Here is a 15,761-nt window from a genome sequence, read left to right on the forward strand (position 1 = left end):
CGGAGCTTCCCCTTGTCCCTCAGCATCCCCGACCTCGTCTCGGTCAGGGCCCGCCATCCCGAGGCGATCGCCGAGGCGGCCGCCCGGCGCGCGCGCCGCCCGCTCATCGGCGACAGCGGCCGTCTGATGATCGTGGCCGCCGACCACCCGGCCCGCGGCGCCCTCGGCGTCGGCGACCGGCGGCTCGCCATGGCCGGCCGCGCCGATCTGCTGGAGCGCCTGTGCGTCGCGCTGTCACGGCCGGGCGTGGACGGGGTGCTGGCCACCGCCGACATCCTGGAGGACCTCCTCCTGCTCGGGGTGCTGGAGAACAAGGTCGTCATGGGGTCGATGAACCGCGGGGGCCTGGCGGGCGCCGTCTTCGAGATGGACGACCGCTTCACCGGCCACCGCGCCGAGGACATCGCCCGGCTCCGCTTCGACGCGGGCAAGCTGCTGCTGCGCATCGACTACGACGACCCGGGCTCGCTGACCACGCTGGAGTCCACGGCCCGCGCGATCGACGACATGGCGGCTCACCGGCTGCCGCTGTTCGTCGAGCCGTTCCTCTCCCGCCGGATCGACGGCCGGGTCGGCAACGACCTGTCCGCCGAGGCCGTCACGAAGTCGATCGCGATCGCCGCGGGCCTCGGCGGCACCTCCGCCTACACCTGGCTGAAGCTGCCCGTCACCGACGACCCGGACGACATGGGCGAGGTGCTGGAGACCTCCACCCTGCCGACCGTGCTGCTCGGCGGCGAGGTCGGCGACGACCAGGACGGCGCGTACGAGAAGTGGCGCAAGGCCCTCAGGCTGCCGACCGTGCAGGGCATGGTCGTCGGACGGTCGCTGCTCTACCCGGCGGAGGGCAGTGTGGAGACGGCGGTCGACACGGCCGTGGGTCTGCTGTGACGTGGCTCGTGATACGGAGGAGTGCCCGATGACCTACCACCTGCCCGCCGGAAAGGCCCTCGGCGGCCCGTACGTCGTGGACGTCACCCCGGAGAAGGCCGGCTGGGGCTACTCCAGCCTGCGCGTGCTGGAGCTGCCGCCGGGCGGCACACACACCTTCGACACCGGCGACAGCGAGTGGATCGTGCTGCCGCTCAGCGGCGGCTGCACGGTCGCGGCGGCCGACGACTTCGGCCACGACACCTTCGAACTCACCGGCCGCGACAGCGTGTTCAGCGCCGTCAGCGACTTCGCGTATGTGCCCAGGGACGCCCGTACGACGGTCACCTCCGCCGGCGGAGGACGGTTCGCGCTCACCGGCGCGCGCTGCACCCGCCGGCTGCCCGCCCGCTACGGCCCGGCCTCGTCGGTACCGGTGGAGCTGCGCGGCACCGGGAGCTCCTCCCGCCAGGTCAACAACTTCGGTGCCGCGGCCCGCGCCGGAGACGCTGATGGACAGGGTTTCGAGTGCGACAAGCTGATCGCGGTCGAGGTGATCACGCCGGGCGGCAACTGGTCGTCGTTCCCGCCGCACAAGCACGACGAGCACCGGCCGGGCGAGGAATCGGTCCTTGAAGAGATCTACTACTTCGAGTTCGCCGCCCACGAAGGCATCCCCGGCCTCGGCTACCAGCGGGTCTCCCCCTCCGGGCAGGGGCGCAACACGGATGTGCTGGCCGAGGTGCGCGGCGGTGACGTCGTGCTGATCCCCGACGGCTGGCACGGGCCCTCCATGGCGGTGCCCGGCCACCACATGTACTACCTCAACGTCATGGCGGGCCCCGAGCCCGAGCGTGCCTGGCTGATCTGCGACCACCCCGATCACGCCTGGGTCCGCTCCACCTGGCCCGAGCAGCCCGTCGACCCCCGCCTCCCCCTCTACACGGCCCCGGAGAAGTCCTGATGAGCACCACCACCCGCCGCCTGACCGTCGCCCAGGCCCTGGTGCGGTTCCTGTCCGTCCAGTACACCGAGCGCGACGGTGTGCGCCGGCGGCTGATCGCGGGCACCTGGGGGATCTTCGGCCATGGCAATGTTGCCGGGATCGGCCAGGCCCTCCTGGAGGCGGGCGAGGAGACGATGCCGTACCACCAGGGCCGCAACGAGCAGGCCATGGTGCACGCGGCCGTCGGTTACGCCCGCCAGCTCGACCGCCTCTCCGCGCAGGCCGTGACGACGTCCATCGGCCCGGGCGCCACCAACCTGGTCACCGGCGCCGCGCTCGCCACCATCAACCGTCTGCCGGTCCTGCTGCTGCCGGGCGACTACTTCGCCACCCGGGTCGCCGACCCGCTGCTGCAGCAGCTGGAGCACCCGACCGAGGCCGATGTGTCGGTCAACGACACCCTGCGCCCGGTGTCGCGCTACTTCGACCGCGTCACCCGCCCCGAGGCCCTGATCCCCTCCGCCCTGGGCGCGATGCGGGTCCTCGCCGACCCCGCCGAGACCGGGGCTGTCACCCTGGCCCTCCCGCAGGACGTGCAGGCCGAGGCGTACGACTGGCCGGAGGAGTTCTTCGCCGAGCGCGTGTGGCACGTACGGCGGCCCGCGCCCGACCCGTACGAGCTCGCGGAGGCGGTCGCGGCGATCCGCGCGGCCGAGCGTCCGTTGATCGTCGCGGGCGGCGGCATCCACCACAGCCAGGCCGAGGAGGCGCTGAAGGCGCTGGTGGACGCCACCGGTATCCCGGTCGCCTCCACCCAGGCGGGCAAGGGTTCGCTGCGGTACGACCACCCCGCCGACCTCGGCGGCATCGGCCACACCGGCACCGCGGTCTGCGACGACATCGCCCGTACGGCCGACCTGATCATCGGCGTCGGGACCCGCTACACGGACTTCACCACCGCCTCCCACACGCTCTTCCAGCGGCCGGAGGTCCGGTTCGTCAACCTCAACATCGCCGCGTTCGACGCTCACAAGCTGGCCGCGCGGACGGTGGTGTGCGATGCGCGTGCGGGGCTCACAGTGTTGGCGGAGGCCCTCGCCGGTCACCGTGTGAACTCGGTCTACGAGGCCGAGTACCGAGCTGGCAAGGAACGCTGGGAGCAGGTGGTTGACGCCGCTTTCACCGCCGCCGACGAGAACGCCGTACCCACCCAGACCCAGGTCCTCGGCGCCCTGGACGCGGTGGTCGGCGACAACGACGTGGTGATCAACGCGGCCGGTTCGCTCCCCGGCGACCTGCACAAGCTCTGGCGGGCGCGCAGCCCCCGCCAGTACCACCTGGAGTACGGCTACTCCTGCATGGGCTACGAGATCCCGGCCGGCATCGGGGTCCAGCAGGCAGCCCCCGGCACCCCGGTCTGGTCCCTGGTCGGCGACGGCACCTATCTGATGATGCCGACCGAGATCGTCACCGCCGTCCAGGAGGGCCTGCCCGTCAACCTGGTCCTCATCCAGAACCACGGCTACGCCTCCATCGGCGGCCTGTCCGAGTCGGTCGGCGGCGAGCGCTTCGGCACCGCCTACCGCTACCGGGCCGCCGACGGCACCTTCTCCGGCGCCCCGCTCCCCGTCGACCTGGCCGCCAACGCGGGCAGCCTCGGCATGGACGTCCTGCGCGCCAAGACCGTGCGCGAACTGCGCGAGGCGCTCACCGCGGCCCGCGCCTCCGACCGCCCGACCTGTGTCTACGTCGAGACCGACACGGCCGGCCCGGCCGCTCCCCCGGCCGAGGCCTGGTGGGACGTGCCGGTCGCCGAGACCGCCTCCCGCGAGGCCGCCGTACAGGCCCGCGAGGAGTACGACCGGCAGGTCGCCGGGCAGCGCCGCCACCTCTGACCTCCCCCCGCACGACCCCTTTGTGAAAGGCCCCCGCACCATGAAGACCATCACCCACTGGATCGACGGCAAGCCCGTCGAGTCCGCCTCCGGCCGCCATGGCGCCGTATACAACCCGGCGACCGGCGCGCAGGAGAAGCAGGTCGGATTCGCGACCGTCGACGAGGTGGACGCCGCCGTCGCCTCCGCGAAGGCCGCCTTCGAGACCTGGGGCGTCTCCTCGCTGGCCAGGCGCACCGCGATCCTGTTCAAGTACCGCGAGCTCCTCGACGCCCACCGCGACGAGATCGCCGAGCTGATCACCGCCGAGCACGGCAAGGTGCACTCCGACGCGCTCGGCGAGGTCGCGCGCGGCATGGAGATCGTCGAGCTGGCCTGCGGGATCAGCGTGCAGCTGAAGGGCGAGCTGTCGACGCAGGTCTCCACCCGCGTGGACGTCGCCTCGATCCGGCAGCCGCTGGGTGTGGTCGCGGGCATCACGCCGTTCAACTTCCCGGCCATGGTGCCGATGTGGATGTTCCCGCTGGCCATCGCGTGCGGCAACACCTTCGTGCTGAAGCCGAGCGAGAAGGACCCGTCGGCGTCGTACCGGCTCGCGGAACTGGCCGCCGAAGCCGGGCTGCCGGACGGCGTCCTGAACATCGTGCAGGGCGACAAGGTGGCCGTGGACCGCCTGTTGGAGCACCCGGACGTCGAGGCGGTCTCCTTCGTCGGCTCGACGCCGATCGCGAAGTACATCCAGCTCAAGGCGGTCGAGCACGGCAAGCGCGTCCAGGCGCTGGGCGGTGCGAAGAACCACATGCTGGTGCTGCCGGACGCCGACCTGGACTTCGCGGCCGACCAGGCGATCAACGCGGCGTACGGCTCGGCCGGCGAGCGCTGCATGGCCGTGTCCGTCGTGGTCGCGGTCGGCGACACGGGCGACGAACTGGTCGCCAAGATCGCCGAGCGCGCGAAGAGCCTCAAGATCGGCCCCGGCAACGACCCGACGTCCGAGATGGGCCCGCTGATCACCCGCGAGCACCGCGACAAGGTGGCGTCGTACGTGACGTCGGCCGCCGGGCAGGGCGCGGAGGTCGTGGTGGACGGCACCGGCTGCACGGTCGAGGGACACCCCGAGTGCGCGGACGGCTTCTTCCTCGGCGTATCGCTGCTGGACAAGGTGCCGCTGACGGCGGACGCGTACCGGGACGAGATCTTCGGCCCGGTGCTCGCCGTGGTCCGTGCGGAGTCGTACGACGAGGCCATCAAGCTGATCAACGACTCCCGCTGGGGCAACGGCACCGCGATCTTCACCCGGGACGGCGGCGCCGCCCGCCGCTTCCAGCTGGAGGTCAAGGCGGGCATGGTCGGCGTGAACGTGCCGATCCCGGTACCCGTCGGCTACCACTCCTTCGGCGGCTGGAAGGACTCCCTCTTCGGCGATCTGCACGTCTACGGCAACGACGGCATCGCCTTCTACACGCAGGGGAAGGTGATCACCACGCGCTGGCCGGACCCGGCGGACGCGGGCATCAACCTCGGTTTCCCCAGCCACTCCTGACGTTTCGTCAGCCCTCAGAGGGAGTACGCCCATGGCGAAGACCGGCGGCACCACACGTGCCGCGACGGCCGCTGTCGACTCGCTGGACTTCGCCCTGGACCGGGGCAGTCCGGTGCCGCTGTACTACCAGCTGGCCCAGCAGCTGGAGGCGGCGATCGAACACGGAGCCCTCGCCCCGGGCAACCTCCTGGGCAACGAGATCGACCTCTCGACGCGCCTGGGCCTGTCCAGACCCACCGTCCGCCAGGCCATCCAGTCCCTGGTCGACAAGGGTCTCCTGGTGCGCCGCCGAGGGGTCGGCACCCAGGTCGTCCACAGCCAGGTCAAGCGCCCCCTGGAGCTCTCCAGCCTCTACGACGACCTGGAGTCCGCCGGGCAGGGCCCCACCACGCAGGTGGTGCGCAACGAGCGCGAGCCGGCGTCCCCGGACGTCGCTGCCGCGCTCGGCATCGCGGAGGGCAGCGAGGTGATCGTCCTGGAGCGGCTGCGCCTCACCCACGGCCAGCCGGTCGCGCTGCTCTGCAACTACCTCCCCGCGACCCTGCTGGAGCTCGACTCCGCCCGCCTGGAGTCGACCGGCCTGTACCGGATGATGCGCACCGCCGGCATCACCCTGCACAGCGCCCACCAGACCATCGGCGCCCGCTCCGCCACCACCGAGGAGGCCACCCGCCTCGACGAGGAGGAGGGCGCGGCCGTGCTGACCATGCAGCGCACGGCGTACGACGACACCGGGCGACCGGTGGAGTACGGGACGCACATCTACCGGGCATCGCGGTATGCGTTCGACTTCCAGTTGCTGGTCAGGCCGTGACTCTGCCCGCCGGTCCCGTCCAGTTGCCCCGTTCGCTTGACTCCGGGCGGCATGGGGCGCACAGTTTTAGGTATACGCCGTAAACATACGACGTCACCCTGCTCAGGGGCCGGTGAGGCATCGTGGACAAGGGGCGGTCGGCGCCTGCGCGCCCCGGGGCCGAGGCCCCGTGGGCCCCATCCACTGTCCTCGTCACCGGCGGCGCGGGCTTCATCGGCAGCCATGCGTGCGTAGAGCTCCTCGACCACGGCTACGAGGTGATCGTGGTCGACGACTACGCGAATGGCGCACCCCAGGTGTTCGCTCGGGTGGAGCGGATCGCGGGGCGGTTCGTGGGGGCCGTCTACGAGCTCGACATCCGGGACCGGCGCGCCCTGTCGGCGGTCTTCGACCGGCACGCGGTGGACGCGGTCCTGCACTTCGCCGCACTCAAGTCCGTGCGCGAGTCGCTCGAATCGGCGGTCGAGTACTACGACACCAATGTGGGCGGCACCACCGCACTGCTGCGAGCCATGCACGAACACGGGGTGCACCACCTGGTGTTCTCCTCCTCGTGCTCGGTCTACGGCGACGCGGGGCCCGGCCCGCTGGACGAGTCCACCCCGCCCGCCCCCACCGCGCCCGAGGCGGCCTCCAAGTGGCTCTGCGAGCAGATCCTGGCCGACGTCTGCCGCCGGCACCCCGAGTACACGATGCTGTGCCTGCGCTACACCAACACGACCGGCGCACACCCCAGCGGGCTGCTGGGCGAGGCCCCGCGCGCCGGCCCCCTCAGCCTCGTGCCGTACATGGCGCAGGTCGCCGTCGGCCGCCGGGAGAGACTGTCCGTCTTCGGCGGGGACCATCCGACCCCTGACGGCACCGCGATCCGCGACTACATCCATGTGATGGACACCGTCGAGGCCCACCGTATGGCGCTGGACCATCTCGCCGACGAACCGGGCATGCGTGTGTACAACGTCGGAATGGGTCAGGGCAGTTCGGTCCTCGATGTGATCGCCGTTTTCTCCGATGTTCACGGTCAACGGGTGCCGTACGTGGTCGGGCCGCGCCGTCCTGGTGACGTTGCCGCACTCGTCGCCGACCCGAGCGCCGTCACCCTGGATTGGGGATGGCGGCCCACGCGCGACCTGAGCGACATGTGCCGGGACACGCTGCGGTTCCAGCGGCTCAACCCGCACGGGTACGGCGGCGCGACGCGGGACCGGAACCAGAAGCGCTGAGGGCGAACGCCGTCTCCACCAGCGCGATGTGGCTGAACGCCTTGGGGGCGTTGCCCAGTTGGCGGCCCGTGTCCGGATCCCACTGCTCCGACAGCAGTCCCACGTCGTTGCGCACGCCGAGCACGCGCTCGAAGGCCTCCCGGGCCTGGGTGAGCCGACCGGTCGCGGCGAGAGCGTCGGCATACCAGAGGGAGCACGACACGAACGTGCCCTCGGAGCCGTGCACGCCGTCCACGGGATGCACGCCGTCGCCCTCCGGGGCGTACCGTCGCACGAAACCGCCGTGGTGCAGCCGCCGCATCGCCCGGACGGTGCCGCGCACCCGCTCGTCCGAGGCGGGCAGGAAGCCGAGCCGCGGCATCAGCAGAGCCGAGGCGTCCAGGGTCGGCGAACCATACGCCTGTACGAACGACCCCTGCACGGCGTCCCACCCTTCCCGGCACACCTGCCGGTGCACCTCGTCCCGCATGGCCCGCCATTCACCGGAGGACCCGTTCCGCCCGAGCAGTCTGCCCATCCACAGGGCACGGTCGGCGGCAACCCATGTCATGACCTTGGAGTGGACGAACTGCCGCAGCGGACCACGCACCTGCCACAGACCCTGGTCCGGCTCCCGCCAGTGCCGCTGTAGATACGCCATCATCGCCTCGACCAGATCCCACACATGGGCCGGCATCGGAATCCCGGCGCGCAGCGACAGACAGAACGCGTCGAGCACTTCGCCGTAAACATCCAACTGGAACTGGTTGGCCGCCGAGTTGCCGAACCGCACGGGCCGCGATCCCTCGTACCCCGGAAGCCATGGCGCCTCGCTTTCGGGCAACAGGCGCTGCCCGCCCACGCCGTACACGGTCTGCAGGTCGGCGGGATTCCCGGCAATGGCCCGCACCAGCCACTCCAGCCACGCCGTGGCCTCCTCGTGGTAGCCGCCGCGCAGCAGACAGGACAGCGAGAGGGTGGAGTCGCGCAGCCAGCAGTAGCGGTAGTCCCAGTTGCGCTCACCGCCGATGCAGCCGGGCAGGGAGGTGGTGGGGGCGGAGACTATGCCGCCGGTGGGGGCGTACGTGAGGGCCTTGAGGGTGATCAGGGACCGCATCACGGCGTCCCGCCACGGCCCGTCGTAGCGGCACCGGGCGGTCCAGCGGCGCCAGAAGTCGCCGGTCTCCTTGAGCAGCGTCTCTGCGGGCACGCACAGCGGCGCAGGCAGTTCGGGCAGGTGCGAGGGTGACCACACGAGGGTCAACGCCAGCCGCCGTCCGGCCGGGACGGTGAAGTCGTACACCGTGGCTTGCCCGTCCCCGGCCACGGGCACGACCCCATCGACCCCGAGCCAGACGGCGTCAGGGCCGGCAACCGCCACCGCGAACCGGTCGACGGCCCGGATCCAGGGCACGACCCGGCCCTGGTGGAAGCGCAGCCGCAACTCGCTGCGCATGGATACGGCACCTGACAGCCCTTCGACCACGCGGACCAGGCAGGGCACCCCGACGCGAGGCGGCATGAAGTCCGTGACCCGAACGGTCCCTGTCGCGGTCTCCCACCGGGACTGCAGAACCATGCTGTCCGGGGAGTACGCCCGGTGCGTGCAGGGGCCGCGTCCGACGGGCGCGACCCGCCAGAATCCGTTGTCCTGCGTGCCCACCAGCGCCGCCAGACAGGCCGGCGAGTCGAAGCGTGGCAGACACAGCCAGTCGACCGAGCCGTCCCGGCCGACCATTGCGGCGGTCTCCAGGTCGCTGAGGAGGGCGTAGTCCTCGATAGGCGCATTCATGATCGAAGCCCCTCGCATTACGCCATAAATTTACGGCGTACACTCAGCATACCGCTCTCGGATCACCTTCCCAAGCTCTCGAAGGTGTCCCGCGTTACCGATCCTTCGCCCACCACAAGATCACTCGTCCTCGTTCCTGCTGGTACCGCGCGGCCCCTTGCCGAGGTCGATCAGCTCGACGCCCCAAGCCGACGCGGCGCCCTCACACCGCACGCCTGGCGTGCGTACAGTCAACGCGAGCGCGACACCGCGCAGACCAATCACTCCGGAGGCGGACATGGCCAAGGAGCAGGCCCAGACGCGCCGCGCCAGCGACCGCGGCCGCTACGGGCGGCTGAACCGGGAGCGGGTGCTGGCCAGCGCCTTGGAGCTGGTGGACCGGGAAGGACTTTCGGCGCTGAGCATGCGCCGTCTGGGCGCCGAGCTGGGCGTGGAGGCCATGGCGCTCTACCGGTACGCGTCCAGCAAGGACGCCCTTCTCGACGGCCTCGTCGAAGCCCTGTACCTGGAGCTCGAGGAACGCCTGACCGCCGAGACGGACGCCGCGGCCGAGACTTCGTCGTGGCGTAGTGGGCTCCACCGCATCGCCCGCGCCACCTACGAGGTCTGCCTCGCCCACCCCCAAGCCGTCCCGCTGCTCACCACCCGCATGCTCGCCGTCCCGCTCGCGCGTCGTCCGCTCGCCGTGCTCAAGGATCACGAGAGGGTGCTCGCGCTGCTCAGGGAGGCGGGGCTCGACGACGCCGGTACGGCAGCCGTCTTCCGGGCCTTCACGGCCTGGCTGCTGGGCTATGTGTCCGTGGAGCTGCGGCCCATGGTGGACAACCCCGACGAGCAGGACCCGGCGTTCCGCCTCGGCCTGCACCGCATGCCGCCCCAGGAACTGCCCCGGCTCCGCGAGGCGGCCCCCGCCCTCACCGAGCCGGGCGGGCCGGAGGGCCTGGCCGCGGGACTGGACGCCCTGCTCGACCGGTTCGGGGAGATCACCGGAAAGTAGGCAGCCGTCCGCGGCCAGGACCTGCGGGACCGGACGCGTCCCGTGGTCGTCCTCCGGGCCGGAGAGCAGAGCGGAATCTGGGCGACGGACGGCGGTTGGGCTCCGGAGGCAGCCCACGAACTGGACGGCAGGTACCACCTGTTCACCACCCTCCACAACGAGGCCCGGCCGCTCCCGGTGCCCCCGGCCGACCAATGGGGCACACCGTGCAGACCCACGCCGTCTCCACGTCCGGCGAGCTCACCGGGCCCTGGTGGCAGCTCCGGCCGCTGGTCCGGGACGACAGCGGTCACGGCATGCTGTTCCGCACCTTCGACGACCGGCTGATGACGGTCCTTCGCCGCCCGTTCGAGAACGCACGCGGGAAGCTGTACGAGAGGCAGCTCGTCGGCCACGAGCTACGGGTGCTCCGGCAGCGGACGGACCTCGACGGCGGCGGATGACGGCCGAGCAGGGGCAGCGACGGGGCCCGTCAACCGCCGCAGGCTGAGCGGATCTTGTAGAACGTGCTCAGATACTTCGCGTGGTACGACGCACTGACGATCCGAACGATCGCCTCGTCGGCCGAACGCAGCGACGACCCTGCGAGATTGGCACTCCCCGTGTAGACACGCGGGGTGATGTCGCCGCCGTAGTCGCCGTCGATCAGGATCTCCTTGTTGTGCGGACGGACGTCGATTCCCGGGCCGTTGGGGATGCGGCACCTGCGGTGCTGGATGCCGGCGGCGGTCAGCTTGTTGGTGATCCTGGAGTCGGTCTCGGCGTAGATGATGTCGATCCAGCAGCCCCTGCCGCGCAGTTGGGCCAGCTTGTCGGCGACCTGGACGCGCGAACCGTAGAAGGCGTGCATCACGATGCGGATGTCGGTCTGGTGCCGCTTCCCGTCCGTACCGGTGTAGGCGCAGCTGACCTCGTTCAGCGCGTTGACGATGGTGTCGGTGGCCGGGTTGTTGTACGAAGCGTCGCCGCGCGGGAAGAAGAAGGCCCGGTAGGTTGAGCCGGTCGGGGTGGAGAAGTACACGTGGTTGTTGCCGCCTGCGAGGTAACGCCCGGCGCGCTGCTTCTCGTGATACGACGCATAACCGTCGTACACGGTGGGGTTCACGAAGGTCACGGCGTCGTTGAAGGACTCGACCTTGTACCAGTCGGAGAGGTTCGAGGAGGTCTGGAAGACGACCTTCGAGTAGCTGGTGCCGTCGTCGAAGGGCCCGATCCTGGAGAAGATGAAGTACTTGTTGTGGTTGTAGGCCGGTGCGGGCGGAGCGACGCTCAGGCAGCCGCGCACGACGTCGTCCACGCCGTCGTCGTCCTCGAATTTGTCGTCGCAGACGACGATCCAGGAGCGCGCCGCGTCATTGTTTCCGAGGCCGGCCTTGAGGGCCCGGTACACCGGGTTGTCGTACGCGACGCCTGCGGCGCCCTCATAGGTCGACTCGTCGACGATGAGCTTGACGTTGACGCCGCGCTGGTCGGCAGCGAGCAACGCGTCGGCGACCTCCTGGTCCTGGAACTCGTACATCGAACCGCGGATCGTCGCACCGGCGGGCGTCGCGTCGATCAGCCGGACGAGCTGGGTGAAGATCGCCTTCTGCTGGTCCGGTGTGCCCAGCGGGTCGTTGAACACGGGCCCGTTGATGACCGGCTTGGTCAGTGCGGCGGCCGGCGTCGCACTGCCGACGAGGAGAGCAGCCACCAGATACAGCACGACGGCGACGAGCCGCAGCGCACGGAGCGGACGGATCGGGGACGGGACCGCAGTCGAACGGGTCATCTTCGCCTTCCTCGAGGTGAGTGCACGAGCGTTTCAGGCGTGACCAGCTCAGTCGGATCACGGCGGCAGGACAATCACCTTGCGTCGTATGAGCCCGGCCGGCGGCGGGAGATCAGCCGTTCGGAGCAGTCGGTGTGCACCACGAGTGGTGCGCGACCGCCTCGGCGCCGTGCGCACAGCACGCGTGGCCGTCCGGCGGCGACACCGGACGGCCACACGTCTGAGAGGAGCCGTCAGCTCTTGCCGAGGAGCCGCCAGATCTGGTTCCTCTTGTTGTTCAGCGCGCTCGCCGGGTCACAGGTCCACTGGTGGATCAGCGCGCCGGGTGTGGTCGAGACGTTGCTGACGTCGACGCACTTGCCGCTGTGGGCGGCGACCAGCTGGTAGTCCTTGCTGTTGCCGAGCGCGGTGACCGGGTTGAGGGTGAACATCTGGTTCGTGCTGCCGCTGCAGGTCCACTGGATGACGGCGGCGCCGTCGGCCGTGGAAGCGCCCGACACATCCAGGCACTTACCGCTGTGCTCATTCACGATGGTGTAGGTGTTCGCCCGGCCGGCGACCGGCTTGAAGTCCAGCATCTGCTGGTAGCCGCCCTCGCAGGAGTACTGCTGGTACTGCGTGCCGTCGGCGGTGCTGAGGTTGGTGTCGTCCAGGCACTGACCACTGTGCTGGGCCACCGCGACAGTGGAGACGGTCGTGTTCGACGGCGGCAGCAGCGTGACCGTGTAGCCGTCCGCGGCGTCCGTCCACGGCACGCTCACCGAAGCCGAGTTCCCGTTCATGGTCAGGGTCTGGTCGGAGACCGTCACCGGACCCGTCACCGCGCCGCCGCCGTTGTTCGGTATGCGCTGGACTATCGCGCGCACCCGGCTGTTCTCCACGACCGAGGTGGTGTCGAGACGGTTGAGGCTGACGGTGACATTGCCCGTGTTGCCGTTGCTCCCGAGCAGGATCTTCGCGTTCCGCGCGGAGTTGTCCTTGGTCGCCAGCCCGTCGGTGTTCGTACCGGGCGTGAGGTTCACGATGTTTCCGGTCTGGGAGCCGTAGTACCGGTACAGGAACCACTCTCCGAGCGGCAGGTACTGGCCGGAGCTGTTCTTGGTGAGCAGGTTGGCCGCGTAGTCGTGCAGGCTGGGACCCCCTCCCCAGTTGGAGCGCAGGCCGTCGGCGCCGGCCCGCTCCAGACGGCTGATGAACCAGCCGCCGCCACCGGGGTTCTGCTGCTCGCGCCCGGCGTACTCGTTGATCTGGTACGGGCGGGTGTTGGTCAGGCCCGCGGCGGCGATGGTCGAGTTGGCGTTGCCGACGGCCGTGACGGGGTCGTGTGGAATGGCGTGCCAGCTGTAGATGTCGGGGGCGACGTTGTTTGCCTTGACGTAGTTCAGGTAGGTGGTCCACCAGGTGTTGGAGGAACCCGGCGGGTTGGCCGTGCTGGGGCCGACGATGAGCTGACCGGGGAGGTTGGCCCGCACGGCGGCATGGAACCGCGACCACATCTGAAGATACTGGCTCTGGGACCGGCCCCAGAAGCCGCTGAGCTCCGGCTCGTTCCAGAGGTCCCACTCCACCGTCATGTTGTTGGCCTTGACGTCGGAGATGAGCTGGTTGACGAAGTTGTCGAACAGCGTCCAGTTGCCGTTGTCGCCGGGAAAGCCCTGGCTGGTGGTGCCGTCGGCGCCCCACAGGTCGTGCGGCAGGATGACGAACGTGCCACCGAGCGCCTTGGTCCGCTTGTACTGGGCGAGGGTGGCGTTCCAGCGGGTCTGGTAGTCGGCGAGGCTGGTGGCGTAGCCGCCACCGTTGAGCTGGGCGCCGCCGGCCCGCTCGAAGTGCCACTTGATGTCCTTGAAGAAGTGGTCCTGCGGCAGCGACCCGTCGGGAGTCAGCCCGTAGATCATGCCCGAGGCGCGGTAGGTGGGGGCGCCCCCGGCGACCGAGAAGTCGACGGCGACGGTGGTGTCCGCGGCCTGTGACGAGGCGGCGGGCATCAGGGTCGCGGCCAGGGTGGCCAGGAGGACGGCCGCGGACGAGATGGCTCGACGTCTGGTGCGCGGTGCGCGTCCGGGCCGTGCGGAGAGCGACTTCATTGTGCGGCTCCTAACAGGGTGCGGGGGAAGGACCGGGGACTGAACGGCCCCCGGAGCTCGCGGAAGGCGGCCGGTCAGCGGCTGCCCCGGTGTGCGTGTGCTTCGGCGAGCAGGAGGTAGCTGCTGGCGGTCCAGGTGTAGGCGCGGTCACGCAGGCCCGTTCCGGTGAGGGCGTCGAAGTTCTCGGCGAACCCGTGGGCTTCGCACAGGGCGCGGAAGCGGGCGCTGACGTCGTCGGCCAGCCGCTGGTGGCCGGCCCGGCGCAGGCCGTCCTCGACCAGGACGGTGGCGGGGGCCCAGATCGGGCCGCGCCAGTAGCCGTCGGCGAGGTAGTGCGGGGAGGTGGTCAGTTCGGTGGCCAGGCCGTACGGGGTGAGGTGGGCCTTGATGTGGTCGGCCAGCGCACTGCTGACCTCGGCGGGCAGATGCTCGCCCAGCACGATGGGCATCAGGTCGAGGAGGCCGGCGCTGCTCCAGGTGTCCCCACTGGCGGCTCCCCTGGCGACGAACCGCTCGCCGGTCCAGAGCTGGTCGAGCAGCGCCGCCTGCGTCTCCCCGGCCGCGGCCACCCAGCGGCGCGCCGCCTCCGCATTGCCCAACTCCTCGGCCAGACCGGCGAGTTCACGCAGCTGGAGCACGAGGAAGGCGGCCAGGTCGGCGGTGACGACCACCCGCTCGGGGTCGAAAGTGGTGGCGTTGTCCCAGCCGCTGTCGTTGCCGTGCTGGTAGTAGGGCAGTTCGGCGTCGGGGGCTCTCCGCGCGGTGAGCCAGAAGTCCGTCCAGCGTTCCAACCGGGCATAGACCTCAGCCAGTTGGGACCGGTCGGGAGGTGTCGGCAGGCGGCGGCGCAGATGGCCGAAGGCCCAGCCGTGGATGGGGGGCTTGACGAAGTTGTACAGGACCTCGGAGTGGGTGACCGAGTCGGGCAGGGCTCCGCTGTCGTCCTGGTGGTCGAAGGGCAGGGCGAACTGGTCCAGGGCCAGTTCGGGGCGACCGGGCGCCAGGGCAAGGGCGTTGAAGCAGTGGTCCCAGCTCCACACCTTGTCCATCCAGTGCTTGGACATCAGCACGGCGGGCCGGGTGACCAGGCCCGTCGGCCGTACGGTCGCCGACCAGACGACGTAGGCGGCGAGTTCGGCGGCGGGTGTGGCGGACGAACGCCAGGGGGCCACCGCGTCCACGAAGCCCGCGAACGCACCCTGCGCCCTCGCCAGGATCTCGTCGAAGGTCGCCGAGGACGCGTACGGCGGGCGGGCGGTGTCGAGTTCCTCGACCGCGATCTCCCAGCCGCCGCCCGCCTCCGCGGTGATGGCCAGACCGCGGTCGGCGCTGCCCAGGGCCTGGGTTCCGGCCGCCTTGGCAAGGGAGCCGGACAGCACGGTGACGCGGTAGCGGCGTCCGGTCTCGTACGACGTGAAGACGTGCGCGTCCGCCGCCGGGTCGTGGAAGAAGTACGTCCCGCTGAACGGAGTCAGGGCCTGCGCGGCGGCAAACAACCCGAAGCCCAGGCCGCTCCCCCGCAGCCGTACGGTGTCCGGCGTCTCATAGGCGAGGTCGACGCGCCCGCTCTCGCCGGTCCAGCTGAGCAGGCCCGGAGTCGCCTCGACGCGGGTCTCGGCGCGTCCGCCCGTCCGCGGGTGCAGGGGGACCAGACGCAGGACGCCGTGCATACCGTTCTGGTGCGAGACGAGGTGGAGATCCTCGGCGTAGGTCTTCTCGGCGATCACGGGCGAGATGTCGAACCAGGATCCGTAGGTACTGAACGGAATGTCATGGACGGAGAAGGCCGGGCCGGACGGGGCGGCGGTCATGGTGGCGTGACTCGTTTCTGGGGGCAGGGGCAG

General features: G+C 70.4%; 11 protein-coding genes and 1 pseudogene. 8 read left to right on the plus strand and 4 right to left on the minus strand.

The window, feature by feature from the left end:
• Positions 1 to 12 precede the first annotated feature (12 nt).
• The 6 genes from ACWC1K_RS04560 (at position 13) to galE (ending at position 7,291) form a co-directional block, all read left to right on the plus strand.
• Complete coding sequence (locus ACWC1K_RS04560) at positions 13 to 891, plus strand: Cgl0159 family (beta/alpha)8-fold protein (protein ID WP_450828778.1); 879 nt, start codon at positions 13 to 15, stop codon at positions 889 to 891.
• A 28-nt stretch (positions 892 to 919) separates the two neighbouring features.
• Positions 920 to 1,834: a 5-deoxy-glucuronate isomerase gene (gene iolB / locus ACWC1K_RS04565; protein WP_450828779.1), complete on the plus strand. Its 915-nt coding sequence runs from the start codon at positions 920 to 922 to the stop codon at positions 1,832 to 1,834.
• On the plus strand, positions 1,834 to 3,711 hold the full coding sequence (gene iolD / locus ACWC1K_RS04570) for a 3D-(3,5/4)-trihydroxycyclohexane-1,2-dione acylhydrolase (decyclizing) (protein WP_450828780.1): 1,878 nt from the start codon (positions 1,834 to 1,836) through the stop codon (positions 3,709 to 3,711). Before iolB ends, iolD begins: the two co-directional genes overlap by 1 nt.
• A 40-nt stretch (positions 3,712 to 3,751) precedes the next feature.
• The gene (locus tag ACWC1K_RS04575; protein ID WP_450828781.1) at positions 3,752 to 5,254 is read left to right on the plus strand and encodes a CoA-acylating methylmalonate-semialdehyde dehydrogenase; all 1,503 of its coding nucleotides are present in this window, start codon (positions 3,752 to 3,754) and stop codon (positions 5,252 to 5,254) included.
• Positions 5,255 to 5,285: 31 nt separating this feature from the next.
• Positions 5,286 to 6,068 carry a GntR family transcriptional regulator gene (locus ACWC1K_RS04580; protein WP_450828782.1) on the plus strand — a complete coding sequence of 261 codons (783 nt, stop codon included), beginning with the start codon at positions 5,286 to 5,288 and terminating at the stop codon, positions 6,066 to 6,068.
• A 122-nt stretch (positions 6,069 to 6,190) separates the two neighbouring features.
• Complete coding sequence (gene galE / locus ACWC1K_RS04585; protein ID WP_450828783.1) at positions 6,191 to 7,291, plus strand: UDP-glucose 4-epimerase GalE; 1,101 nt, start codon at positions 6,191 to 6,193, stop codon at positions 7,289 to 7,291.
• Here galE and ACWC1K_RS04590 read toward each other — a convergent pair.
• A complete protein-coding gene (locus ACWC1K_RS04590) occupies positions 7,239 to 9,062 on the minus strand; it encodes a glycoside hydrolase family 15 protein (protein ID WP_450828784.1) in 1,824 nt (607 codons plus the stop codon). The two genes, galE and ACWC1K_RS04590, sit on opposite strands and share 53 nt — an antisense overlap.
• Before the next feature lie 277 nt (positions 9,063 to 9,339).
• Here ACWC1K_RS04590 and ACWC1K_RS04595 point away from each other — a divergent pair, with 277 nt between their 5' ends.
• Positions 9,340 to 10,059, plus strand: a complete 720-nt coding sequence (locus tag ACWC1K_RS04595) for a TetR/AcrR family transcriptional regulator (protein WP_450828785.1) — start codon at positions 9,340 to 9,342, stop codon at positions 10,057 to 10,059.
• A gap of 9 nt (positions 10,060 to 10,068) precedes the next feature.
• Positions 10,069 to 10,502 (plus strand): annotated as a pseudogene (locus tag ACWC1K_RS04600) (hypothetical protein); the annotation flags it as partial.
• A gap of 29 nt (positions 10,503 to 10,531) precedes the next feature.
• Here the strand turns inward: ACWC1K_RS04600 and ACWC1K_RS04605 are convergent.
• The 3 genes from ACWC1K_RS04605 to ACWC1K_RS04615 form a co-directional block, all read right to left on the minus strand.
• Positions 10,532 to 11,830, minus strand: a complete 1,299-nt coding sequence (locus ACWC1K_RS04605; protein ID WP_450828786.1) for a phospholipase D-like domain-containing protein — start codon at positions 11,828 to 11,830, stop codon at positions 10,532 to 10,534.
• A 233-nt stretch (positions 11,831 to 12,063) separates the two neighbouring features.
• Positions 12,064 to 13,917 carry an RICIN domain-containing protein gene (locus ACWC1K_RS04610; protein WP_450828787.1) on the minus strand — a complete coding sequence of 618 codons (1,854 nt, stop codon included), beginning with the start codon at positions 13,915 to 13,917 and terminating at the stop codon, positions 12,064 to 12,066.
• Positions 13,918 to 13,991: 74 nt separating this feature from the next.
• Positions 13,992 to 15,728: an amylo-alpha-1,6-glucosidase gene (locus ACWC1K_RS04615; protein WP_450828788.1), complete on the minus strand. Its 1,737-nt coding sequence runs from the start codon at positions 15,726 to 15,728 to the stop codon at positions 13,992 to 13,994.
• Positions 15,729 to 15,761: the final 33 nt, after the last annotated feature.

Source organism: Streptomyces sp. NPDC001492, from assembly GCF_053597275.1.